This is a genomic window from Capnocytophaga sp. H2931 (genome assembly GCF_002302535.1).
Classification (GTDB): domain Bacteria; phylum Bacteroidota; class Bacteroidia; order Flavobacteriales; family Flavobacteriaceae; genus Capnocytophaga; species Capnocytophaga canis.
In genome coordinates, this window is record NZ_CP022381.1 from 2499605 (window position 1) to 2518148 (window position 18544).

Sequence of the window (18544 nt, forward strand, 5' to 3'; positions counted from 1 at the left end):
AAAGTGTTTCAAGATTGTAAAAAAACACTATATTTGCATTGCTAAACAAGTTATTTTCTTCAATGAATCATTCTAAAAAACATATCAAAATCATTGAATGTCCGCGCGATGCTATGCAAGGATTGAAAGATTTTATAGCTACCGAAAAAAAAGTGGATTATATCCAATCCTTGCTGAATATCGGGTTTGATACTATTGATTTTGGTAGTTTTGTATCGCCAAAAGCTATTCCACAAATGGCGGACACCGCTCAGGTATTAGAAAAATTAGACCTATCAGATACTAAAAGTAAACTACTTGCCATCATTGCTAACGAACGAGGAGCTGATGACGCCGCCAAGTATCCACAAATTGACTATTTAGGCTATCCGTTTTCAATTTCAGAAAATTTTCAGATGCGAAACACTCACAAGACCATAGCGGAAAGTCTTACAACGCTGGATTATGTAAAAAATAAAACGGAAAAAAGTGGCAAAGAGCTGGTTGTTTATGTATCCATGGGGTTTGGAAATCCGTATGGAGACCCTTGGAACGAAGAAATTGTAGAACATTGGGTTGAAAAACTTATAGAAAAAGATATCCGTATTATTTCGCTCTCTGACACCATTGGAAGTGCTGAGGGTGAGACTATTAAAAAATTATTTACATATCTTATACCTAAATATCCTACCGTTGAATTTGGAGCTCATTTTCACACTTCGCCTAACGATTGGCACGAAAAAGTGGATAATGCTTATCGATCGGGATGTATGCGTTTCGATGGAGCTATTCGCGGATACGGAGGTTGCCCTATGGCTAAGGATGAGCTTGTAGGAAATATGCCTACTGAAAAACTGATTTCTTATTTTCAAAAACAACAAATGCCAATAGGTTTAAATCTATTGGCATTTGAAAGTAGCTATAATGAAACTATGAAAATCTTTCAGAATTAAATGTTACTTTCCTTGTGTTTTTAGGCTATCTCTTTGAATTTCAATTGAATTTCCTTCAGAAAGGTTTATTTTGACATCGGATTGAGAAAGTGGTATGTCAAAGTTATTCTCATTAATTTTTACGTTATTCACTCGGTCAAGCAAAAACATATGTCTGTTCCAATGGAAAGGCTCAAAATCGTTGTTTTTCTTGATTGTATTATTCTTAAATATCATATTATCAACGGATTTTGCATAGAGAATAGGAGCGTCGAATGTTTGGAATTCATTGTTTTCAATCACAATTCCTGAATGGAAAAACTGTTGTTGCTGATCCAAATTTGGTATCTCCGGGTAAATAGATATCACAGCATTTGTAAACTGATAATTAGCCGTTAAAGAATTTATAAACGTATTGTTACGAATAATCACATCACGACAAGCTCCTGTTTCATACCATCCGTTACAATCACCGCATAACAAAATTGCCGTTCCGTGAGTATGATCAAATAAATTATTCTCACATATCACTTTTTTTGGAGTACTGAACAAAGCTCCTCTGGCTCGATTATTACGAATGACATTGTTACTAAAAACGACTTCGGGTACCCAGGTAAGATTCTCAACTCCAAAGGGTTGGTCTCCATTGAGTTCTTTAGGAATATCTTGTGTAAAAGAGATTTCAAAAATCTTTGCCCCAAACTCCGTTGGTCTATCTACAGCCTTAATGGAAGCTATTTTGTAAGTTTTTCCATCTACTAAGTCCATTGATTGAGAAGAAATAAACTGTACATCGTCCCCTACTTCTCCCCATAAAAATCCCCACGCTTGTGGATGCATATATTTAGCTTTTATGGTTTTATCATCTACTCTATCAATGATTTTTAGATACGTTCCATGTACATTTATAGCATCGTCAGCCATACCTTCATACAATCCATTTTCGGAACGAATCACTCCTTTACAGGCTGAAAAATGTGTGGCATCTGCCTGAGTAGTAAAATAACGAGGATCATTATCTCCTTTCAAACATACTGAAAATTTGTTAAGAGTAATGTTTTCAGACATTTGAGCGAGTAAACCCATGCCCCAAGCATAGTGAACTTTGACATTTTCTACATTTGTATTTTTGCAGTAGTCTATCACAATTCCAGGGGTAGGTCGGTTATAAGTTCGTAAAGCAAATCGCTCTCCTATTTTGGTCAAAAGATTTTGACTCCAGCCTTCAATTTTTAGTACATTCGGATGTAATTCAGTGATTTTTTCTGTTTTGAAATCAACATCAGCTCGTTTGTAGGACAATCTCCGATTAGGGTCGAATGCCATTACCCAAGTAGGTTGTAATTGGTAATCTTCACCCAAAAGAAGTAATTTTTCATTTTCAATTTTATAATTCCCTGCAGGATGTATCTCAGCTACAGAAATATTGTTTTCAGCATCAACTTCCAGAATTTGAAGTTGTCGCAAATGTGGTAATTCAAAATCTATTGAAAAATTTTTCAAGGTAATGTTTTCACAACCTTTCATCACAAAGGGAATCATCGTACCATGAAAAATTAGCTCACTACCGTTACCGTCGATGGTAATATTTTTCATATTTTCCAAGTAAAAAGCTACTTTTTTAGGGTTGTCTTGGTCATGATTGGAGATATACAATTCCTTCTCAAAAGCACCATCACTGCGAAAATGATAGATGTTTTTATCTAAAACAATAGTTGTCGGTTGGGTATTGTCCGTTTGTTGTAATGAGTTTATCAAAGCTTCAACAATAGGAGAATAATTTTCAACATTCTGATTTTTAGAAACAAAATCAGAAATTTTGACCTGTCTCTCTTCTTGAGGATGCTGACAGGCTAAGCATAGAAAACTCAATAGTAGTACAGTTCTATTCATTTTAATTTATATTTTGGATTACTAAACTCCGACAAATTTACGAAAATAAACTTTTTTTCGACTATTGTTCTAATACAAATTACGCGTTGAATGAAAACAAATTTTAACCATTGAGTTGTATATTTTAAAATTATGAGAAACTGTTATTGAAATTTAGTTCAACCGATGTAACCTCTCTGATTCAAATTGAATTTTCAAAAGTCAAAAGAATTTACTTTCCAATTTTGTTAAGCAAAAATTTGATTTTGATGACTAAATGTGCTACTCACAATTTCAGAGATTCTGACTTGCTATATTCCTCTACATTTAGTACCTTTGTGGGCGATACAACCGAAAATGTTCAATTAAAATTATGATAAACACACCACACGAAGTTATTGAAATAACCAAAGGAATGGCTCTAAAAAAATATAACACCACCTTTGGAAAATTAGTCATTTTAGGCATCCTTGCAGGTTTTTACATTGGAATGGGAGGCGTACTTTCCTCATTAGCAGGAGCGGGTGTTGGAGGAATAGCCGAAACAAATCCCATACTGCCAAAACTTATCAGTGGAGCTACATTCCCTTTGGGGTTGATGCTCATCATTTTAGTTGGAGGCGAACTTTTCACAGGAAATAATGCCAACCTAATTCCAGCTACAATACAAGGCGAAATTCCAAAAACTTATTTCCTTAAAAATTGGATAATCATTTTTATATCGAATTTCATCGGATTGATTATTTTTGATTACATTTTTGTGTATCATTCAGGAATTATGCAGTCCGAACCTTATGCAAGTTACATCACTAAGTTGGCTGAATACAAAACACATTTACCTTGGCATCAGGTGTTTATACGAGGAATAGGAGCCAATTGGTTAGTTTGTTTGGCGGTTTGGCTTGGACTTTCATCTCAAACAATGCTTGGACGTTTAGCAGGTTTATGGTGGCCTGTGATGGCATTCGTTGTTATGGGATTTGAACATTCCATCGCCAATATGTTTTATATTCCCACAGGGATTTTTCACGGTGCAAACGTAACTTGGACAGCTTTTTTCGTAGATAATTTAATCCCTGCAACGCTTGGAAATATTGTCGGAGGAGCTATCTTCGTAGGAGGGGTTTATGGTTTTTTATACGGAAGTAAAAAAAAATAAATTGTTGAATTTCAGTTTTACTAATATTTTCAAATCTCGATTCATAATTTTTATAAACTAACCCTACAATTATGAAGAATCTAAATAAAAGTATTCCATTGCGTCCACGCTTTATTGTCGAGAGTGAGAAGCCGGTTGATGAGCTATTGCATCGTGTCAGAGAATGTAAAGAAATATTCAAAGAAAAGTATCTATTGGTGATTTCTGACCGGCAGGTATGGATACATATTCATAAAAATCAGCGAAAATATTACTCTCCGCACCTGCAAGTTGAATTTCAACCTAAAGAAGAGGGAGGCACACGCATTCGAGCTCTTTTTGGCCCAGAACCTACCCTTTGGACGTTTTTTATGTTTCTACATTTCGCTATCGCCACTACTTTTGTCATTTTTTTAGTATTGGCCTACTCTCATCATATTCTCAAAGATAGTTTTAGTTTTGATTTGATAATGATGGCGTTAATGGTCGCATTATGGTTTTTTCTATATATTTTCGCACGAATCAGCCGAACCAAAGGAGTTCCACAAATGTATGAACTCCGAGAGGTCTTGGACGATTTTTTGGAATAGATGAGTCGGACATATCTACGAATTATTGGGCGACAGAACTATAAATTCGGTATGAAATTTGTAGTATGTTCTATGAATTTAATAATAGTGTTTCACTAAAAATTATAGAGTATGAAAAAATTATCAACTATTATTGTATTGTTTGTTACCCTATTGCTCAGTTCGTGTGCAATGGTTCAGGTTGCGACTGATTATGATCGACAAGCCAACTTTTCGGAGTATAAGACTTTCGGTTTTTTCAAAGAAGGTATTGACAAAGTTCCGATTTCTGATTTGGACAAACGTCGCATTTTACGAGCTATTGAACACAATTTGACTACAAAAGGGATGCAAACTTCTGAAAACCCCGATGTGCTTGTCAATATTTTTACGCAAGAACGTGAAAATATTAATGTGTATAACAACAATCCCTACTATTGGGGATGGGGAGTGGGATATGGCCCTTTTTGGGGACATTCAAATTACAGCGTAAGTACCAATGCTGAAGGAACTCTTTTTATTGAAATCATTGATGCTAAGAAAAAAGAACTGATTTGGCAAGGGAAAGGTTTAGGATATATTCCTCGAAATATGAATGCTAAAGAGAAAGCTATCACTAGATTTGTAGATAAAATTTTAGAGAAATATCCTCCAAAATAGCTAAAATACTTTGAAGAAAGCTGTCCCAAAAGTTATTTTTACTAACTGACAACCCGCAATGGTAATTCTGACTTTTTTAAAGTCTATAATTTAGAGTGTCTTTTGCAGATTCAGGGAAAAAATTAGTTCAACTTTTGGGATGGTTTTCTTTTGACAGAGGCAGACGTACCACAAAAATCAAAACTTTCAAAATGCAAAAAAGGCTATTCGGTTTGGTAGGAAGAAACATATCCTACTCATTTTCACGAAAATATTTTAATGAAAAATTCCATAAAGAACATATCTCAGATGCTCAGTATGTAAACTTTGACATACAAACCATTGCAGAATTACCGGAAAAGTTGGCTGAAAATCCGAATATTAAGGGATTAAATGTTACCATTCCTTACAAAAAAGAAATAATATCGCTACTCACCAAATTGGACGAAACTGCCGAAACTATTGGTGCGGTAAATACAATCAAATTCACAGATAGTGACATCATCGGATATAATACAGATTATGTGGGTTTTATGGAATCCATACGCCCCTTATTGAAAGAACACCACCAAAAAGCCTTAATTTTAGGCACAGGTGGAGCATCAAGTGCAATAGCACATGCATTCAAGATGTTGGGAATTTCATTCAAGTTTGTGTCAAGAAGTCCAAAAATGGGACAGTATACATATGCCGATCTTGGAGCAGATATTTTATCAGAATACAAAATCATCGTCAATTGTACACCTTTAGGAACTTTTCCGAATGTGAACGACAGCCCTCCTATTCCTTATCACTTTATTACATCGGAACATTTGTTGTACGATTTAATATATAATCCATCAAAAACAGCCTTTCTACAGGAAGGAGAAAATAAAAACGCTACCATAATTAATGGGTTGAGAATGTTGGAGTTACAAGCTGAAAAAGCTTGGGAAATTTGGAATAAATAATACTTAGAAAATGGAATTTACGTATTCATTATCAGAAATAGACGAAACAGCGAAAAAAATACTACCTCTATTAACTTCTAAAATAGTTGTTTTTCAAGGGAGTATGGGAATGGGAAAGACAACTTTTATCAAAGCCTTGGTAAAAAACTTAGGAATTGATAACATCACAGCAAGTCCTACATTTGGTTTGGTAAACCATTACGAAGGCTCAGAAAATGTGGTTTTTCACTTCGATTTTTACCGAATTGAACATCAAGAAGAGGCTTTTGACATTGGTTTTGAGGAGTATCTGTACTCGGGGAATTGGTGTTTTATTGAGTGGGCGGAGCGTGTAAGTTCGTATATTCCCGATAAACACGCTGTTTTATCCTTTGAATGGATTGATGAAAATACAAGAAAAGTTAGAGTAGCGTGATTTACCTTTTTACTCTGCAAGAATACATAAAAAAAAAGAAATAATTTATCTTTATTCTAAATAAAATTGTATATTTGCACCTAAAATAACATATTAATTATACTATAATGAAAAGAATTTTTTTATCAATTATTTTAGCAGGAACAGTTCTATTTACGGCTTGTAAAAAAGACAATGAAAAAACAGAACCTGAGATTGAAAAAACAGAACCTGTAGGAGAAGTTAAAACAGTTACTAATCTAAATGTAACAGAAACAAATGCTACTTCTTTTGTGTATTTTTCGTTTGACAAAAATAAAGAGGTGATAGTAAAGGACCCTGAGACTAATAACGAATGGGACATTGCTTTTAATCAATATGATGTTAAAACACGAGGAACTTTAAAAACAGAACAAAAGGTTTTTGAAGAAGTTAAAGAGGCTCCTACTGCAGGGTATATACCTGACATTCAACGCACTACCTTTGTTGGAAGATCTGTTGATCAAAATGTTAGTTCACCAGTTTTATCTTTAGGGTATTCAGATGGATTTTGGAGATTTATCGAAAGTAAAGGTATTGTAGCTAAGATTCCAGAGGCTATTCGTGAAACAGTGAAAACAAAGTTAATCCACGATAATGGACCTTTTACCTTTGGATATGGTGCAGGAGTGCCTGTTTTTACTCCCAATAATTGGGTTTATGTAGTGAAAACTGCTACAGGAAAATATGCGAAAATTCAAATTACAAGCTATACAAACGATAAAAATGCCCCTTATTATATTTCTTTTAAATACCAAGTAAGTAATAAAGAAGGGAAATTTTAACAATTAAAGACGATGCGCATGAATTGCTACACCAATAACAGTGTAGCAATTCTGTATTATTTATATACCATAAAACCATGTTTCGAGTTTTTTTCTCTTTGATTTTCTTAATGCTGGTGGCTAATGCCTTCGGCCAGAATGATAGTTCTAAGAAAGAAGAAAAAGCTATTGAACTTGAGGAAGTTACGGTTATAGCAACACGAAGTGAAAAAAAGCTAAAAAACGTTCCTATTGTAGTTCAACTACTGACGAAGGAAGATATTTATAAATCACAATCTACTGACTTTCAAAGTTTTTTAGAAAACGAATTTTCAGGAATCAATTTTACGTATGATGGTGGTCGCCCGAATATCAATATGATGGGTTTTAGTGGAAAGTATGTCCTCTTTTTGATTGACGGCGAACGTGTTGCAGGAGAAACTTTTGAAAATATTGATTACGAACGAATTGACTTAGATAACATTGAGCGAATTGAAATTATCAAAGGTGCTTCATCTTCGCTTTATGGCTCCAACGCTATTGGTGGAGTTATCAACATTATTACAAAAAATGCTCGGAAATCATTCGATGTTAGTTCAAGTTATCTATATGATACCAATATTGACCACAGAGCCAATCTTTCCATAGGAAGTAAACAAAAATGGGGAAGTCTTCAAATAGGGTCATTCTACAAAATGCGAGAACCATACTTGCTGAAAGATACCGAACAACGAAAAATTTTTTATACTGACGGGAGAGTTAAAGAGTTGCCTCATGACTACTTGCATATTGCTGGATTTACAAACTATGGAATAAATCCAAAGTTAAACTTTCAAATTTCTCCAAAGTGGGACTTAGAACTCAAACCTGCCTATTATTTTAGTGAACGAAATGATGGGACTGAAAATGCTAAAAAAGTACTTGAACGTTATTACAACTATGCTTTATCACTCAAATCCACTTATGAACTATCTCAAAATGAATCGATTAAACTTACAGGAAGTTTTGATCGTTATAGTAAATTTAACTACTATCGCCTTTTAAATGAGCAGGAAAAAAACTATGAAAACACTCTAAAACGTGTCTCTACGCAATATAACAATCTAATTTCTGGAAAACATACGCTTGTTGCAGGAGCTGAAGTTCTTGTGGATGAATTGATTAGTCTGCGTTTTAACGAGAAAGGTACGGAAGCTAGTAAAGACAGCAAAAACTATACACTTTTTGCTCAACAAGATTGGATTTTGTCTGATCGCTTCACTCTCGTGGCAGGAGTTCGGATGGACTATCATTCTCTATTTCAGGAACATTTCACGTTCCGTTTGTCGGGAATGTACACTATAGATGAATTTACTTTACGAGGTGGATATTCCAGTGGATTTCGTTCTCCTACGATTAAAGAGCTCTATACCAATTGGTTCCATCCTTGGGGTGGAGGATTTCAAATTAAAGGGAACGAAACCCTTAAACCAGAATTAAGCGATAATTTCAATTTTTCAGTAGATTACAGTACTAAAAAACTGAATATCACAGCTATAACTCAATATTCCGTAGTGACAGATAAAATCGATTTCGTATGGTCAGATTCACATAGCTCAATTGACTATACCAATTTCAAAGGTGCTACACGAATTATAAGCTCAGAGTTTTCGGTAGCGTATCGATTGAACAAATTCTTTCGATTGAAGAGTTCCTATGCTTTTTATGATATCGAAAAACGTCTTTCCGACCATCGACCACATACATTTACCCTCAAAGGAGAATATTCGCCCTCTGACAGTCTGAAATACATTCCTAGCCTGATAATCAGCGGAAAATATGTGAGTTCAACTACTCTTTTTTCTAGTGAAGAAAGAAATACTTTTGAAGAGTATTATTCGGTTTATGAGCCTTATTGGATTTGGCGATTGCAAACTTCAATGAAACTGCCTTTGGGTTTTGTGCTAAATGCAGGTGTTAATAATCTTTTAAATTACAAAGCTAACACCGTTGGATTTTATTCATCTATCAGTCCAGGACGAACGTTTTATATAGGAGTGAAATATAGTTACTGATAGCCCATTTCTTAAATTTTTAAAGTAAAATACAGCAGATTTGTACTTTTAGCTATCATTTTTCGGTCGTATTTTTCAAAGTATTGATTAGCTATACCCAAAATTGATGTAAAAAAAGGTAATTTCAAAGGCTTTAAATGATTTTCAAGTCTCTTTGAAAAACAAGTTTTTCTGACAGTTCTACAAATTCTGTACTTTAAATTCCTGTTATTTTCTCCAATATGAGTAGTGTGTTTTTACCAATTTTATGATTATCTTCTTCAAAAACAGAAATAAAAGCCTCCCAATTATCGGTGCAAATCTGTCCAAAACTTATGCCTAATCTTTTCAATTTTTTACGAAGTTTTCGAACTGTTTTCTTGTTTCGATTACCTATTGACATACTACAATTTTCTTTTTAATGCTAACTTATTCGATTTCAGCAATATCTCGTATACCTGCTTTTCTTACCAAAGGAATCAAAATCTTTTAGTAAATTATTGATAAACAACCTTTATAGGTCAAATTATGGTCGGAGATGAATTGGCGATGACAACCCTTGCAAAGATAATTTTGCTTTCATAAGAAATTTTTCCGTTTTTTACTATCTTTGTACTTTAACAATCGGGACAATACAGTATAATTCTTATTTGTGTTCAATAAAATTATTACATTTCATTGATTGTCATTTTTTTTTATATCATCATAATTTTTATAACACGACCATTATTTTGTTCTCAGAAGAAACTTGGGTTCAGAATTGCAAAGGTCTCTTGTGGTTGCAATGATAGGTACAATGATGATGGGAACATTGGTAAGTTTGTTTATTATTCTGTTAATTTATTGGTTGATTTATAGGGGAAAATAGGATTTTAAAAACGAATCATATGAAAACAACACAAATTTTAATCGGAATGGTTATGTTGTTGATAGCGTGTTCCGACAGTAAAACACAATCCAATCAAGGTACAAAAAGTGCTTCTTCCTTAGAAAAAATAATTGACTTAGAAAAAGCCATTGAAAACCCTATAGAGCCACTGAATTTAAGCGATTTTGTGGAGGATATAGAATATATTCGCCCGGAATATCCCGCTTCGTTAGTGGATATAATTTTTGATGTAGCACTGAATGAAAATTATCTCTTACTACAAGTTCGAGAACGACTTTTATGTTATTCCCGAGATGGAAAATTTCTACGAGAAATAGGTAAAATGGACAAGGACCCAAAGAATACTTGGGAATTCGGGCTTCTTCACTACACGACAGCCTTGTTGCCATTCATAGCAATTGGACACGAAAGATTTTGTGGTATAACACTGATGGTGAATACCTAAAAGAGACCCCCGTTGCAGATGGAATTTTAAATATTGATGTTTTAAATAATGATAGAATTGTAATACATCACTTTCCACACACAACTCCAATAGATGACCCCAACCTTTGTATCGTAGGAATAATTGACAGCAAGGGGGATACTATTCAATTAAAAAAATCAAAACCATATTATTCAAAAGGACAAACCTTACAACAAAGTATATGGAAATATAATGATATGGTTCGTGTATTGAGTTGTATAAATGACACTGTATATTCCGTTTCAAAGGACGAAATTTTACCCACTTATGTTGTTAATTTTGGAAAATACAAAGTAAGTCAAGAATTTTTTTCTGATATGCACTCGAGTCCATCAGAAAAAAGCGAGAAAGGAAGAAAATTTATTCGACATCTTTCCTTTTCAGAAATGCTTGACAAGATACTGATAACATTCATATATGACAAAAAAAATTGGTACGGAGTCCACAGCAAACAATCGGGGGAAACTTCGGTATGGAGCGTGAAGCCTGACAGCATCAATAAATACGGATTTTTAAAAGGTGGTGGCTGGGTAAATGATGTTGACGGAGGTTATTCGGTTACGTATTTGAAATCTAATTCTGATGGTTATTTTATTAGAATTGTTCCACCCGATGAATTAAAAGCTCGGTTTTTAGAAAATAAAGAACGTATCGAGGTAAAATATCCTGAAAAACAAAAAAAATTAGAGCAACTTGTCAATTCGTTAGACGATGATGAGAATCCTGTGATAGTTGTTTATAAATTGAAAAAATGAATTGAGTTGAGTACTTAATTGCATATATTTTTCAATGGTTCAACACTGATTTTCAGCATTTTGACCGCTTTTCATCGGTATTGGAGATTTGGAGTTAAGAAAATCAACGAATAAAGCGTGAAAATTTTCCATTGTTCGAATCGACCGCAGGAAGTAAGTTTGGAAAATTTGTCGGAAGCCGACTGCTTATTTTTTAATGCCCGTGCGGCTCGCACTTTTGGTTCTCCGTCACCTAAGGAAAAGGACTGTGTATGAAAATAAATAATGAACTCAATAAAAATATTTCATAAAAGTATCAATTCTTTATGAAGTTAGGTCAAGCCATGAAAATTATAAACTTTTAATCCGTTTATTTGAATCACTTTTTCATCTTGAAAGTTGGTAAAAAAACATAAAGTTACCCGTTGTTTCTATGTAGTTCAAATTATAATAGTTCAAAGTATTATTTTATACGTTAAGCTTATTAAATACGACTTATTGACTCTTTCCAATGATATTCATTTCAATCTGAGCTAAACTTTCATCTATTGAAAAGTTATCCGAAGCGATAATGAAATGAGCTTGATTGTAAAACATATTTCGCTCAAAAATATGTTTTCGTATAAAATCTTCCAAATTCTCATCATCGATATCAGCTATCAAAGGACGATTTCTTTTTTCGCATTTTAAACGTTCTGCTAACTTTTTAGGACTATATCGAAGGTAAAACACATAAGGCGAATGTTCCAAAATTAAATTCATATTATTTCCAAAGCAAGGCGTTCCTCCTCCCAAAGCCAATACGAAGTCATTTTCTGATTGTAGTAAATTTTTTAGGTAGTCATGTTCTAATTTTCGGAAGTAAATCTCACCTTTTTCTTTAAATATTTCTTTGATTTCTTTATTTTCTTTTGATTCGATATAAGAGTCTAAATCAATGAATGGAAGATTTCTTCTCTCAGCCAGAATTTTTCCAAGTGTAGATTTACCACTACCCATGTATCCAAGTAAAATTATTTTCATTTTTAAATCTTTTATTTTCAGATAGTTGTGAAAAAAGTTTATTTTTGTCTGCAAATTTACTTTATTTTTTCTTGCAATCTAAAAAAAATGTTATATATTTGCACCCGCATTGAAGAAATAGTTAAAGGAGACTTGGTAGCTCAGTTGGTAGAGCACAACACTTTTAATGTTGGGGTCCTGGGTTCGAGCCCCAGCCAGGTCACAAGGGTTATACAATTTATTTTTTTTGATTTTGAGGACTTGGTAGCTCAGTTGGTAGAGCACAACACTTTTAATGTTGGGGTCCTGGGTTCGAGCCCCAGCCAGGTCACAGAAAAAAGTTAAGTTTAGGCTTAACTTTTTTTGTATGTTACCTTGCCTACGTGGAGAAATTGGTAGACTCGCCATCTTGAGGGGGTGGTGCTGCAAGGCGTGCTGGTTCGAATCCAGTCGTAGGCACAATTGTAAAAAACCGTCCGATTAGGGCGGTTTTTCCTTTTATATGCAATAAACAGAGCTTCGCTTTCGATTTGCGTTTCTGAAAAAAAAATCAAGAAAAATTACCATAAATGTTAAAAGCATCTTATAAAAAATATACTTTACAGTTTAAACGTCCTTCAGGAACTTCAAGAGGAATTCTTACCCAAAAAGAAACCTATTTTCTCTTTATCTCTAATGGAGAAAAAAAAGGAGTAGGAGAATGTGGCTTACTCAAAGGTCTTAGCGTTGACGATCGTCCTGACTATGAACAGAAATTACAGTGGGTATGTGAAAACATTCATTTAGGAAAGGAGCAACTACTCACGCAATTAATAGAATTCCCCTCTATTCAATTTGGAGTGGAACAGGCGTTTCTATCTGTAGAATCAAAGAATTGGTATCAACTATATCCCTCTGAGTTTACGATAGGGAAGGATCTTATGCCGATTAATGGTTTGATATGGATGGGAACTGCTGATTTTATGAAATCTCAAATCAGAGAAAAGATTCAACAAGGGTTTAGGTGTATAAAAATGAAAATTGGTGCAATTGATTTTGAGCAAGAATATCAGATATTGAAGAGATTGCGTACTGAATTTCCAGTTGAAGATATTGAAATTCGAGTTGATGCTAATGGAGCTTTTTCTCCTCAAGATGCTCTTGAAAAATTAAAGCAATTAGCGGATTTAGAATTGCATTCCATTGAACAGCCTATCAAAGCAAAACAGAGCGAGATAATGGCGAAATTATGTGAACAAACTCCTCTGCCGATTGCTTTGGATGAAGAACTTATCGGAGTTTTTGGATATGAATCAAGAAAGCAGCTTTTAGAGCAGATTAATCCACAATATATTATCTTAAAACCTTCATTAGTTGGAGGTTATAAATCATCTGAGGAATGGATTCGTCTTTCCAATGAATGTAAAGTAGGCTGGTGGATTACCAGTGCTTTGGAGAGTAATATTGGGCTTAATGCTATTGCTCAATGGACATATACTTTAAATACTGAAATGCCACAGGGGTTGGGTACAGGAGCGTTATATACCAATAATATATCATCTCCTCTCTTTGTTTCGAGCGGATTTTTAGGGTATGATCCAGAGCGAAGTTGGGAAGTTAATATCTTGTAAAAAAGGTGTTTACAAAATAAAATAGGGAATGTAGATAAAAATCTAAAAGAAATATTAAAATTTCTATTTTAAAAACGTTTGTTATTTCAAAAAAAATATAGTACCTTTGAAGTCTGTTAATAAAATATTAAAACATTATGAATATTCCATCAGAATTAAAGTACACTAAAGACCATGAGTGGGTTCGTGTTGAAGGTGATTTAGCCGTTGTAGGTATTACAGATTTTGCTCAAAAAGAGTTGGGCGACATCGTTTACGTAGAAGTTGAAACAGAAGGCGAAACTCTTGATAAAGAGGAAGTTTTTGGAACTGTTGAAGCTGTAAAAACAGTATCTGATTTGTTTTTACCAGTCAGTGGTGAAATCGTTTCTTTTAACGAAGTTTTGGAACAATCACCAGAGAAAGTAAACACAGACCCTTACGGAGATGGTTGGATGATTAAGGTGAAGTTCAGCGATGCTTCTGAATTAGATGAACTTATGTCTGCTGACGATTATAAAGAGTTGATAGGTGCTTAATAAAAAGACGTTTGGCATTTTGTTGCTAATTTGGGTGATTGTTATTCTGGTTTTGAGTCTAATGCCTCCAAAGAATGTAGATGAATTACCGAAAATCCCTCATTTGGATAAAGTTGTTCATTTCGTATTTTATTTTATATTTACAATACTGTTTTTTTTGACATTTCAAAATAATAAAGAAAATGTTAAAAAAGTAGCTAATATTTACATTTTATCATTTGTTGTTGCTTTTTCGTTAGGAATTTGTATCGAATGGTTGCAAAATACTATAACACAAGACAGAAGTGGAGATTTATTTGATGTTTTATTCAATACTTTTGGCACAGTTGTTGCTCTAATCGGTATGAAGTACATTAATAAAAAGCTTTTAATTAATGTTAAATAAATGTTTAATTACCTTTTAAAAAGATTTAAGTTATGCAACCAAAAAAGAATCCAAAAGCAGACTTGACTAAAAGTAGTGGATTGTTTTTTGCTATTGGTTTTGCTTTAATTTCTGCGTTGTCCTATGCAGGATTTGAAATGAAATCGTATGACAGAAAAGAACACGAAAGTCGTTTGTCTGACTTAGACAATTCAAATCTTGATGAAGATCAGGAAGAATTCGCAATGGAGGAGTTTACGCCTCCGCCACCACCACCACCGCCACCACCAGTTGTGGAAGACGTAAAAGTGGTTGAGAATGAAGAACAGATTGAAGAAACTATTATTAGTTCAACTGAAACAACCAAGGAAGAAGTGGTTGCGAAAGTAGAAGAAATTGAAGTAGTTGAGGAACCTGATGAGGAAATAGATGTACCGTTTACCATCATTGAAGACAAGCCTATGTTTGAAGGGTGTGAGAAGTTGAAAACTAAAAAAGAACAAGAAGATTGCTTCAAGTCATCGTTGGATAAACACGTAAAACGAAACTTCCAATACCCTCAATCAGCACAGGAGATGAACATTCAAGGGAAAGTAACGGTAACGTTCCGTATCAACAAAGATGGTACTGTATCTGTTGTGGGAACCCGAGGTCCTGATAAATCGTTGGAAGCTGAAGCTCGTAGAATTATTGAAAAACTACCTAAGTTAATTCCAGGTAAACAACGTGGAAGACCAGCAGCGGTAGTGTACCAATATCCTATCAACTTCAAATTGGCGAATCAATAAAAGAAATTTAAGTAAGAGTCCGATTTTCGGACTCTTTTTTTGTGCTTTGCTTCGATTTACGTATCTTTGCAGAATATAAATTATCACTAAAATGATTACAGAAAAGAAGAAATTTAAAATAGGGTGGGGGACAGGTATTGTTATTGCGTTTGCATTTTTTATTACGTTTATCATGTACTTTGTTCTCAATATGTCTATAAACAAAAAATATGATCACGATTTTGTTACTGAGGATTACTACAAAAAAGAATTAGCTTTCCAGAATATGATGGAAAAAGCAAAAAAAACTGCTTCAGAGCAAATGGGAGTAGGTATTCAGAGTTCAGAGGCAGGTGTTACATTGACATTTCCACAAAAAACTACTGATGCTATTGTTGGAACTGTATATTTTTACAGACCTTCGGATCAAAAAAGAGATTTCAGAATACCATTGCAAATTAAAGATAATCAAATGCTTGTACCTATGAATGTGCTTTCAAAGGGGCGTTGGGTAGTAGAAGTTAACTATCAGTTTGATAGTCAGGATTATATATCTACAGAAAAAATAGACATCAAATAGAAATGCTTTATACAGCACTTATTTTAGGACTTTTAGGAAGTTTTCACTGTGTAGGAATGTGTGGGCCTTTGACCTTACTACTACCTTTGAGACATCATAATCCTTTCAAAAAGGCTATTCAAGTGGCTACCTATCACATAGGTAAAACGTTGACTTACGTGCTATTGGGAGTGCTTTTCGGAGTTTTAGGTAAAGGTTTATTCGTTAGAGAGTATCAACAACAATTATCTATTATTATAGGAGTACTGATGATAGTTGTGGTTGTGCTTTCTTTGGTAAAAATTCGCTTAAACGTATTTACGAAGCCTATTTATTTTTTAATAGGATTTGTCAAACGAGCTTTAGGACAGCAACTTCGTTATAAAACAGCTTTTTCCGTTTTTCTCATTGGTTTTTTTAATGGTTTTCTTCCATGCGGATTGGTGTATATGGCGTTGTTTGGTGCTTTAGCTGAAACCGGCATAACAAATTCTGCAATGTATATGCTTTTTTTTGGATTGGGAACAGTTCCTTTACTAACGGCAACCATTTATTTAGGTAATTTTTTAAAAACAAAAACGAAAATCTATATCCAAAAGATTATACCTTTTTTTATTATCCTTATCGGAGCATTGTTTATTTTACGAGGATTGGGCTTGGGGATCCCTTATTTATCTCCATCTAATATGAACTTGATGATTAAAGCTGATCCTGATTGTCAAGTACCCATGTACCGGTAATTGTACTTTAAGCAAACGGGATATAAAAACTTTTTGCATTAAAAATTTGTCATTATATAAATAAATTCTACCTTTGCACCATCATTAACAAGAGGAAAAATTTGGACTGATTGCAACCTCTTTTTGGAACTTCCGAAAAAATGCTAAAACAGTGACTTATACTATCTTACATAAGGATATTCTATCCAAAAACAAGGCAATTTCCAAAGTTATCCTTTCTAAATTCTATTAAGAAATGGGGTATTTATTTACATCGGAGTCCGTGTCAGAAGGACATCCTGACAAAGTCGCTGATCAAATCAGCGATGCTCTAATTGACAATTTTTTAGCTTTTGATCCAAGTTCAAAAGTGGCGTGTGAAACCTTAGTAACTACTGGACAAGTGGTATTGGCAGGGGAAGTGAAGTCGGATATTTATATTGATGTTCAACAAATTACACGCAATGTTATCAAGAAAATAGGCTACACCAAAAGTGAATATATGTTTGAGGCGAATTCGTGTGGTATTCTTTCAGCAATTCACGAGCAATCACCTGATATTAATCAAGGTGTGGAACGAGCAAAACCCGAAGAGCAAGGAGCAGGTGACCAAGGGATGATGTTCGGATATGCGGTAAACGAAACGGAAAATTACATGCCGTTAGCATTGGATTTATCACATACCCTTTTGAGAGAATTGGCTGATTTAAGACGTGAAAATAAGGAAATTACCTATCTACGACCTGATGCAAAAAGTCAAGTTACATTGGAGTATAGTGATGATAACAAGCCTGTACGAATCAATACTATCGTGATTTCGACTCAACATGATGATTTTGCTTCAGAGGCTGAAATGCTACAAAAAATTAAACACGATATTATTACTATTCTAATTCCGAGGGTAATAAAAAAATATCCGCAGTACGCCCCATTTTTTGATGATAATATTATTTATCACATCAATCCAACAGGAATTTTTGTTATTGGAGGGCCTCATGGCGATACAGGGCTGACGGGACGAAAAATCATTGTTGACACTTATGGAGGTAAAGGAGCTCATGGAGGAGGAGCTTTCTCAGGTAAAGATCCAAGTAAAGTGGACAGAAGTGCAGCGTATGCTATGCGACATATTGCAAAAAACATGGTAGCTGCAGGTATAGCAGATGAAATTTTGGTTCAAGTAAGTTATGCTATAGGAGTGGCAGAACCAACTGGGGTGTATGTCAACACCTATGGTACGTCAAAGGTAAACCTAACTGATGGAGAGATTGCAAAAAAAATACAGCAAATTTTTAGCCTTCGTCCATACGATATTGAGCAGCGATTGAAATTGAGAAATCCAATCTATAGTGAAACAGCTGCTTACGGGCATATGGGACGAGTGCCACAGATTGTTACAAAAGAGTTTTCTTCTCCTTATAATGCTACTAAAACCGTTGAGGTTGAGTTGTTTACTTGGGAAAAGTTGGATTTTGTCGATAAAATTAAAGAGGCTTTCGGAGTGTAAAAACTCAAATAATGTCTGAAGAGTTTAAATATAAAAATCATGATCGCACTGTTTTGGTTAGTAAAATAAAATCTGCAAGATAATAAGTGCTTATTTTATT

The 18544-nt window shown here is 34.2% G+C and carries 20 protein-coding genes and 3 tRNA genes; 20 read left to right on the forward strand and 3 right to left on the reverse strand.

The window, feature by feature from the left end; translation table 11 throughout:
• The first annotated feature begins 62 nt into the window (after positions 1-62).
• Complete coding sequence (locus tag CGC52_RS10540; protein WP_095894339.1) at positions 63-932, forward strand: hydroxymethylglutaryl-CoA lyase; 870 nt, start codon at positions 63-65, stop codon at positions 930-932.
• 3 nt (positions 933-935) lie between these two features.
• On the opposite strand, the gene CGC52_RS10545 is transcribed toward CGC52_RS10540, so the two are convergent.
• Positions 936-2804: an alpha-1,3-galactosidase B gene (locus CGC52_RS10545; protein WP_095894340.1), complete on the reverse strand. Its 1869-nt coding sequence runs from the start codon at positions 2802-2804 to the stop codon at positions 936-938.
• A gap of 352 nt (positions 2805-3156) precedes the next feature.
• Here CGC52_RS10545 and CGC52_RS10555 point away from each other — a divergent pair, with 352 nt between their 5' ends.
• The 7 genes from CGC52_RS10555 to CGC52_RS10585 all read left to right on the forward strand — a co-directional run bounded on the left by CGC52_RS10555 (position 3157) and on the right by CGC52_RS10585 (position 9330).
• Entirely contained in the window at positions 3157-3942 is a 786-nt protein-coding gene (locus CGC52_RS10555; RefSeq protein WP_042005635.1) for a formate/nitrite transporter family protein, read from the forward strand.
• 71 nt (positions 3943-4013) lie between these two features.
• Positions 4014-4511 carry a hypothetical protein gene (locus CGC52_RS10560; protein ID WP_095894342.1) on the forward strand — a complete coding sequence of 166 codons (498 nt, stop codon included), beginning with the start codon at positions 4014-4016 and terminating at the stop codon, positions 4509-4511.
• A 111-nt stretch (positions 4512-4622) separates the two neighbouring features.
• Positions 4623-5150 carry a DUF4136 domain-containing protein gene (locus CGC52_RS10565; RefSeq protein WP_095894343.1) on the forward strand — a complete coding sequence of 176 codons (528 nt, stop codon included), beginning with the start codon at positions 4623-4625 and terminating at the stop codon, positions 5148-5150.
• A 191-nt stretch (positions 5151-5341) separates the two neighbouring features.
• Complete coding sequence (locus CGC52_RS10570; RefSeq protein ID WP_095894520.1) at positions 5342-6079, forward strand: shikimate dehydrogenase; 738 nt, start codon at positions 5342-5344, stop codon at positions 6077-6079.
• Positions 6080-6089: 10 nt separating this feature from the next.
• Entirely contained in the window at positions 6090-6494 is a 405-nt protein-coding gene (gene tsaE, locus CGC52_RS10575) for a tRNA (adenosine(37)-N6)-threonylcarbamoyltransferase complex ATPase subunit type 1 TsaE (protein WP_042005630.1), read from the forward strand.
• A gap of 107 nt (positions 6495-6601) precedes the next feature.
• The gene (locus tag CGC52_RS10580) at positions 6602-7297 is read left to right on the forward strand and encodes an HmuY family protein (protein WP_095894344.1); all 696 of its coding nucleotides are present in this window, start codon (positions 6602-6604) and stop codon (positions 7295-7297) included.
• Positions 7298-7374: 77 nt separating this feature from the next.
• The gene (locus CGC52_RS10585; RefSeq protein WP_095894345.1) at positions 7375-9330 is read left to right on the forward strand and encodes a TonB-dependent siderophore receptor; all 1956 of its coding nucleotides are present in this window, start codon (positions 7375-7377) and stop codon (positions 9328-9330) included.
• A gap of 196 nt (positions 9331-9526) precedes the next feature.
• Here CGC52_RS10585 and CGC52_RS11445 read toward each other — a convergent pair whose 3' ends face one another.
• Positions 9527-9712 carry a hypothetical protein gene (locus CGC52_RS11445; RefSeq protein WP_052458158.1) on the reverse strand — a complete coding sequence of 62 codons (186 nt, stop codon included), beginning with the start codon at positions 9710-9712 and terminating at the stop codon, positions 9527-9529.
• Positions 9713-10196: 484 nt separating this feature from the next.
• Between CGC52_RS11445 and CGC52_RS11270 the strand changes: the two genes are divergently transcribed.
• Positions 10197-10643, forward strand: coding sequence for a hypothetical protein (locus CGC52_RS11270; protein ID WP_157909139.1), 447 nt, complete (start codon positions 10197-10199; stop codon positions 10641-10643).
• Positions 10544-11419: a 6-bladed beta-propeller gene (locus CGC52_RS10595; RefSeq protein ID WP_095894346.1), complete on the forward strand. Its 876-nt coding sequence runs from the start codon at positions 10544-10546 to the stop codon at positions 11417-11419. Before CGC52_RS11270 ends, CGC52_RS10595 begins: the two co-directional genes overlap by 100 nt.
• 474 nt (positions 11420-11893) lie before the next feature.
• Here the strand turns inward: CGC52_RS10595 and CGC52_RS10600 are convergent, their stop codons facing one another.
• Entirely contained in the window at positions 11894-12421 is a 528-nt protein-coding gene (locus CGC52_RS10600; protein ID WP_095894347.1) for a shikimate kinase, read from the reverse strand.
• 129 nt (positions 12422-12550) lie between these two features.
• Between CGC52_RS10600 and CGC52_RS10605 the strand changes: the two genes are divergently transcribed.
• The 10 genes from CGC52_RS10605 to metK all read left to right on the forward strand — a co-directional run bounded on the left by CGC52_RS10605 (position 12551) and on the right by metK (position 18444).
• A tRNA-Lys gene (locus CGC52_RS10605) sits at positions 12551-12623 on the forward strand.
• Positions 12624-12658: 35 nt separating this feature from the next.
• A tRNA-Lys gene (locus tag CGC52_RS10610) sits at positions 12659-12731 on the forward strand.
• Between the two features lie 46 nt (positions 12732-12777).
• Positions 12778-12859 (forward strand) — tRNA-Leu (locus tag CGC52_RS10615).
• 110 nt (positions 12860-12969) lie between these two features.
• Complete coding sequence (locus tag CGC52_RS10620; protein ID WP_095894348.1) at positions 12970-14010, forward strand: o-succinylbenzoate synthase; 1041 nt, start codon at positions 12970-12972, stop codon at positions 14008-14010.
• Between the two features lie 137 nt (positions 14011-14147).
• Complete coding sequence (gene gcvH, locus CGC52_RS10625) at positions 14148-14528, forward strand: glycine cleavage system protein GcvH (RefSeq protein ID WP_042005613.1); 381 nt, start codon at positions 14148-14150, stop codon at positions 14526-14528.
• Complete coding sequence (locus CGC52_RS10630) at positions 14521-14913, forward strand: VanZ family protein (RefSeq protein WP_232751814.1); 393 nt, start codon at positions 14521-14523, stop codon at positions 14911-14913. Before gcvH ends, CGC52_RS10630 begins: the two co-directional genes overlap by 8 nt.
• 32 nt (positions 14914-14945) lie before the next feature.
• Entirely contained in the window at positions 14946-15680 is a 735-nt protein-coding gene (locus CGC52_RS10635) for an energy transducer TonB (RefSeq protein ID WP_042005609.1), read from the forward strand.
• Between the two features lie 91 nt (positions 15681-15771).
• A complete protein-coding gene (locus tag CGC52_RS10640; protein WP_095894350.1) occupies positions 15772-16239 on the forward strand; it encodes a FixH family protein in 468 nt (155 codons plus the stop codon).
• Positions 16240-16241: 2 nt separating this feature from the next.
• Entirely contained in the window at positions 16242-16958 is a 717-nt protein-coding gene (locus CGC52_RS10645; protein ID WP_095894351.1) for a sulfite exporter TauE/SafE family protein, read from the forward strand.
• Between the two features lie 235 nt (positions 16959-17193).
• Complete coding sequence (metK, locus tag CGC52_RS10650) at positions 17194-18444, forward strand: methionine adenosyltransferase (RefSeq protein WP_042005604.1); 1251 nt, start codon at positions 17194-17196, stop codon at positions 18442-18444.
• The last annotated feature ends 100 nt before the right edge of the window (positions 18445-18544 follow it).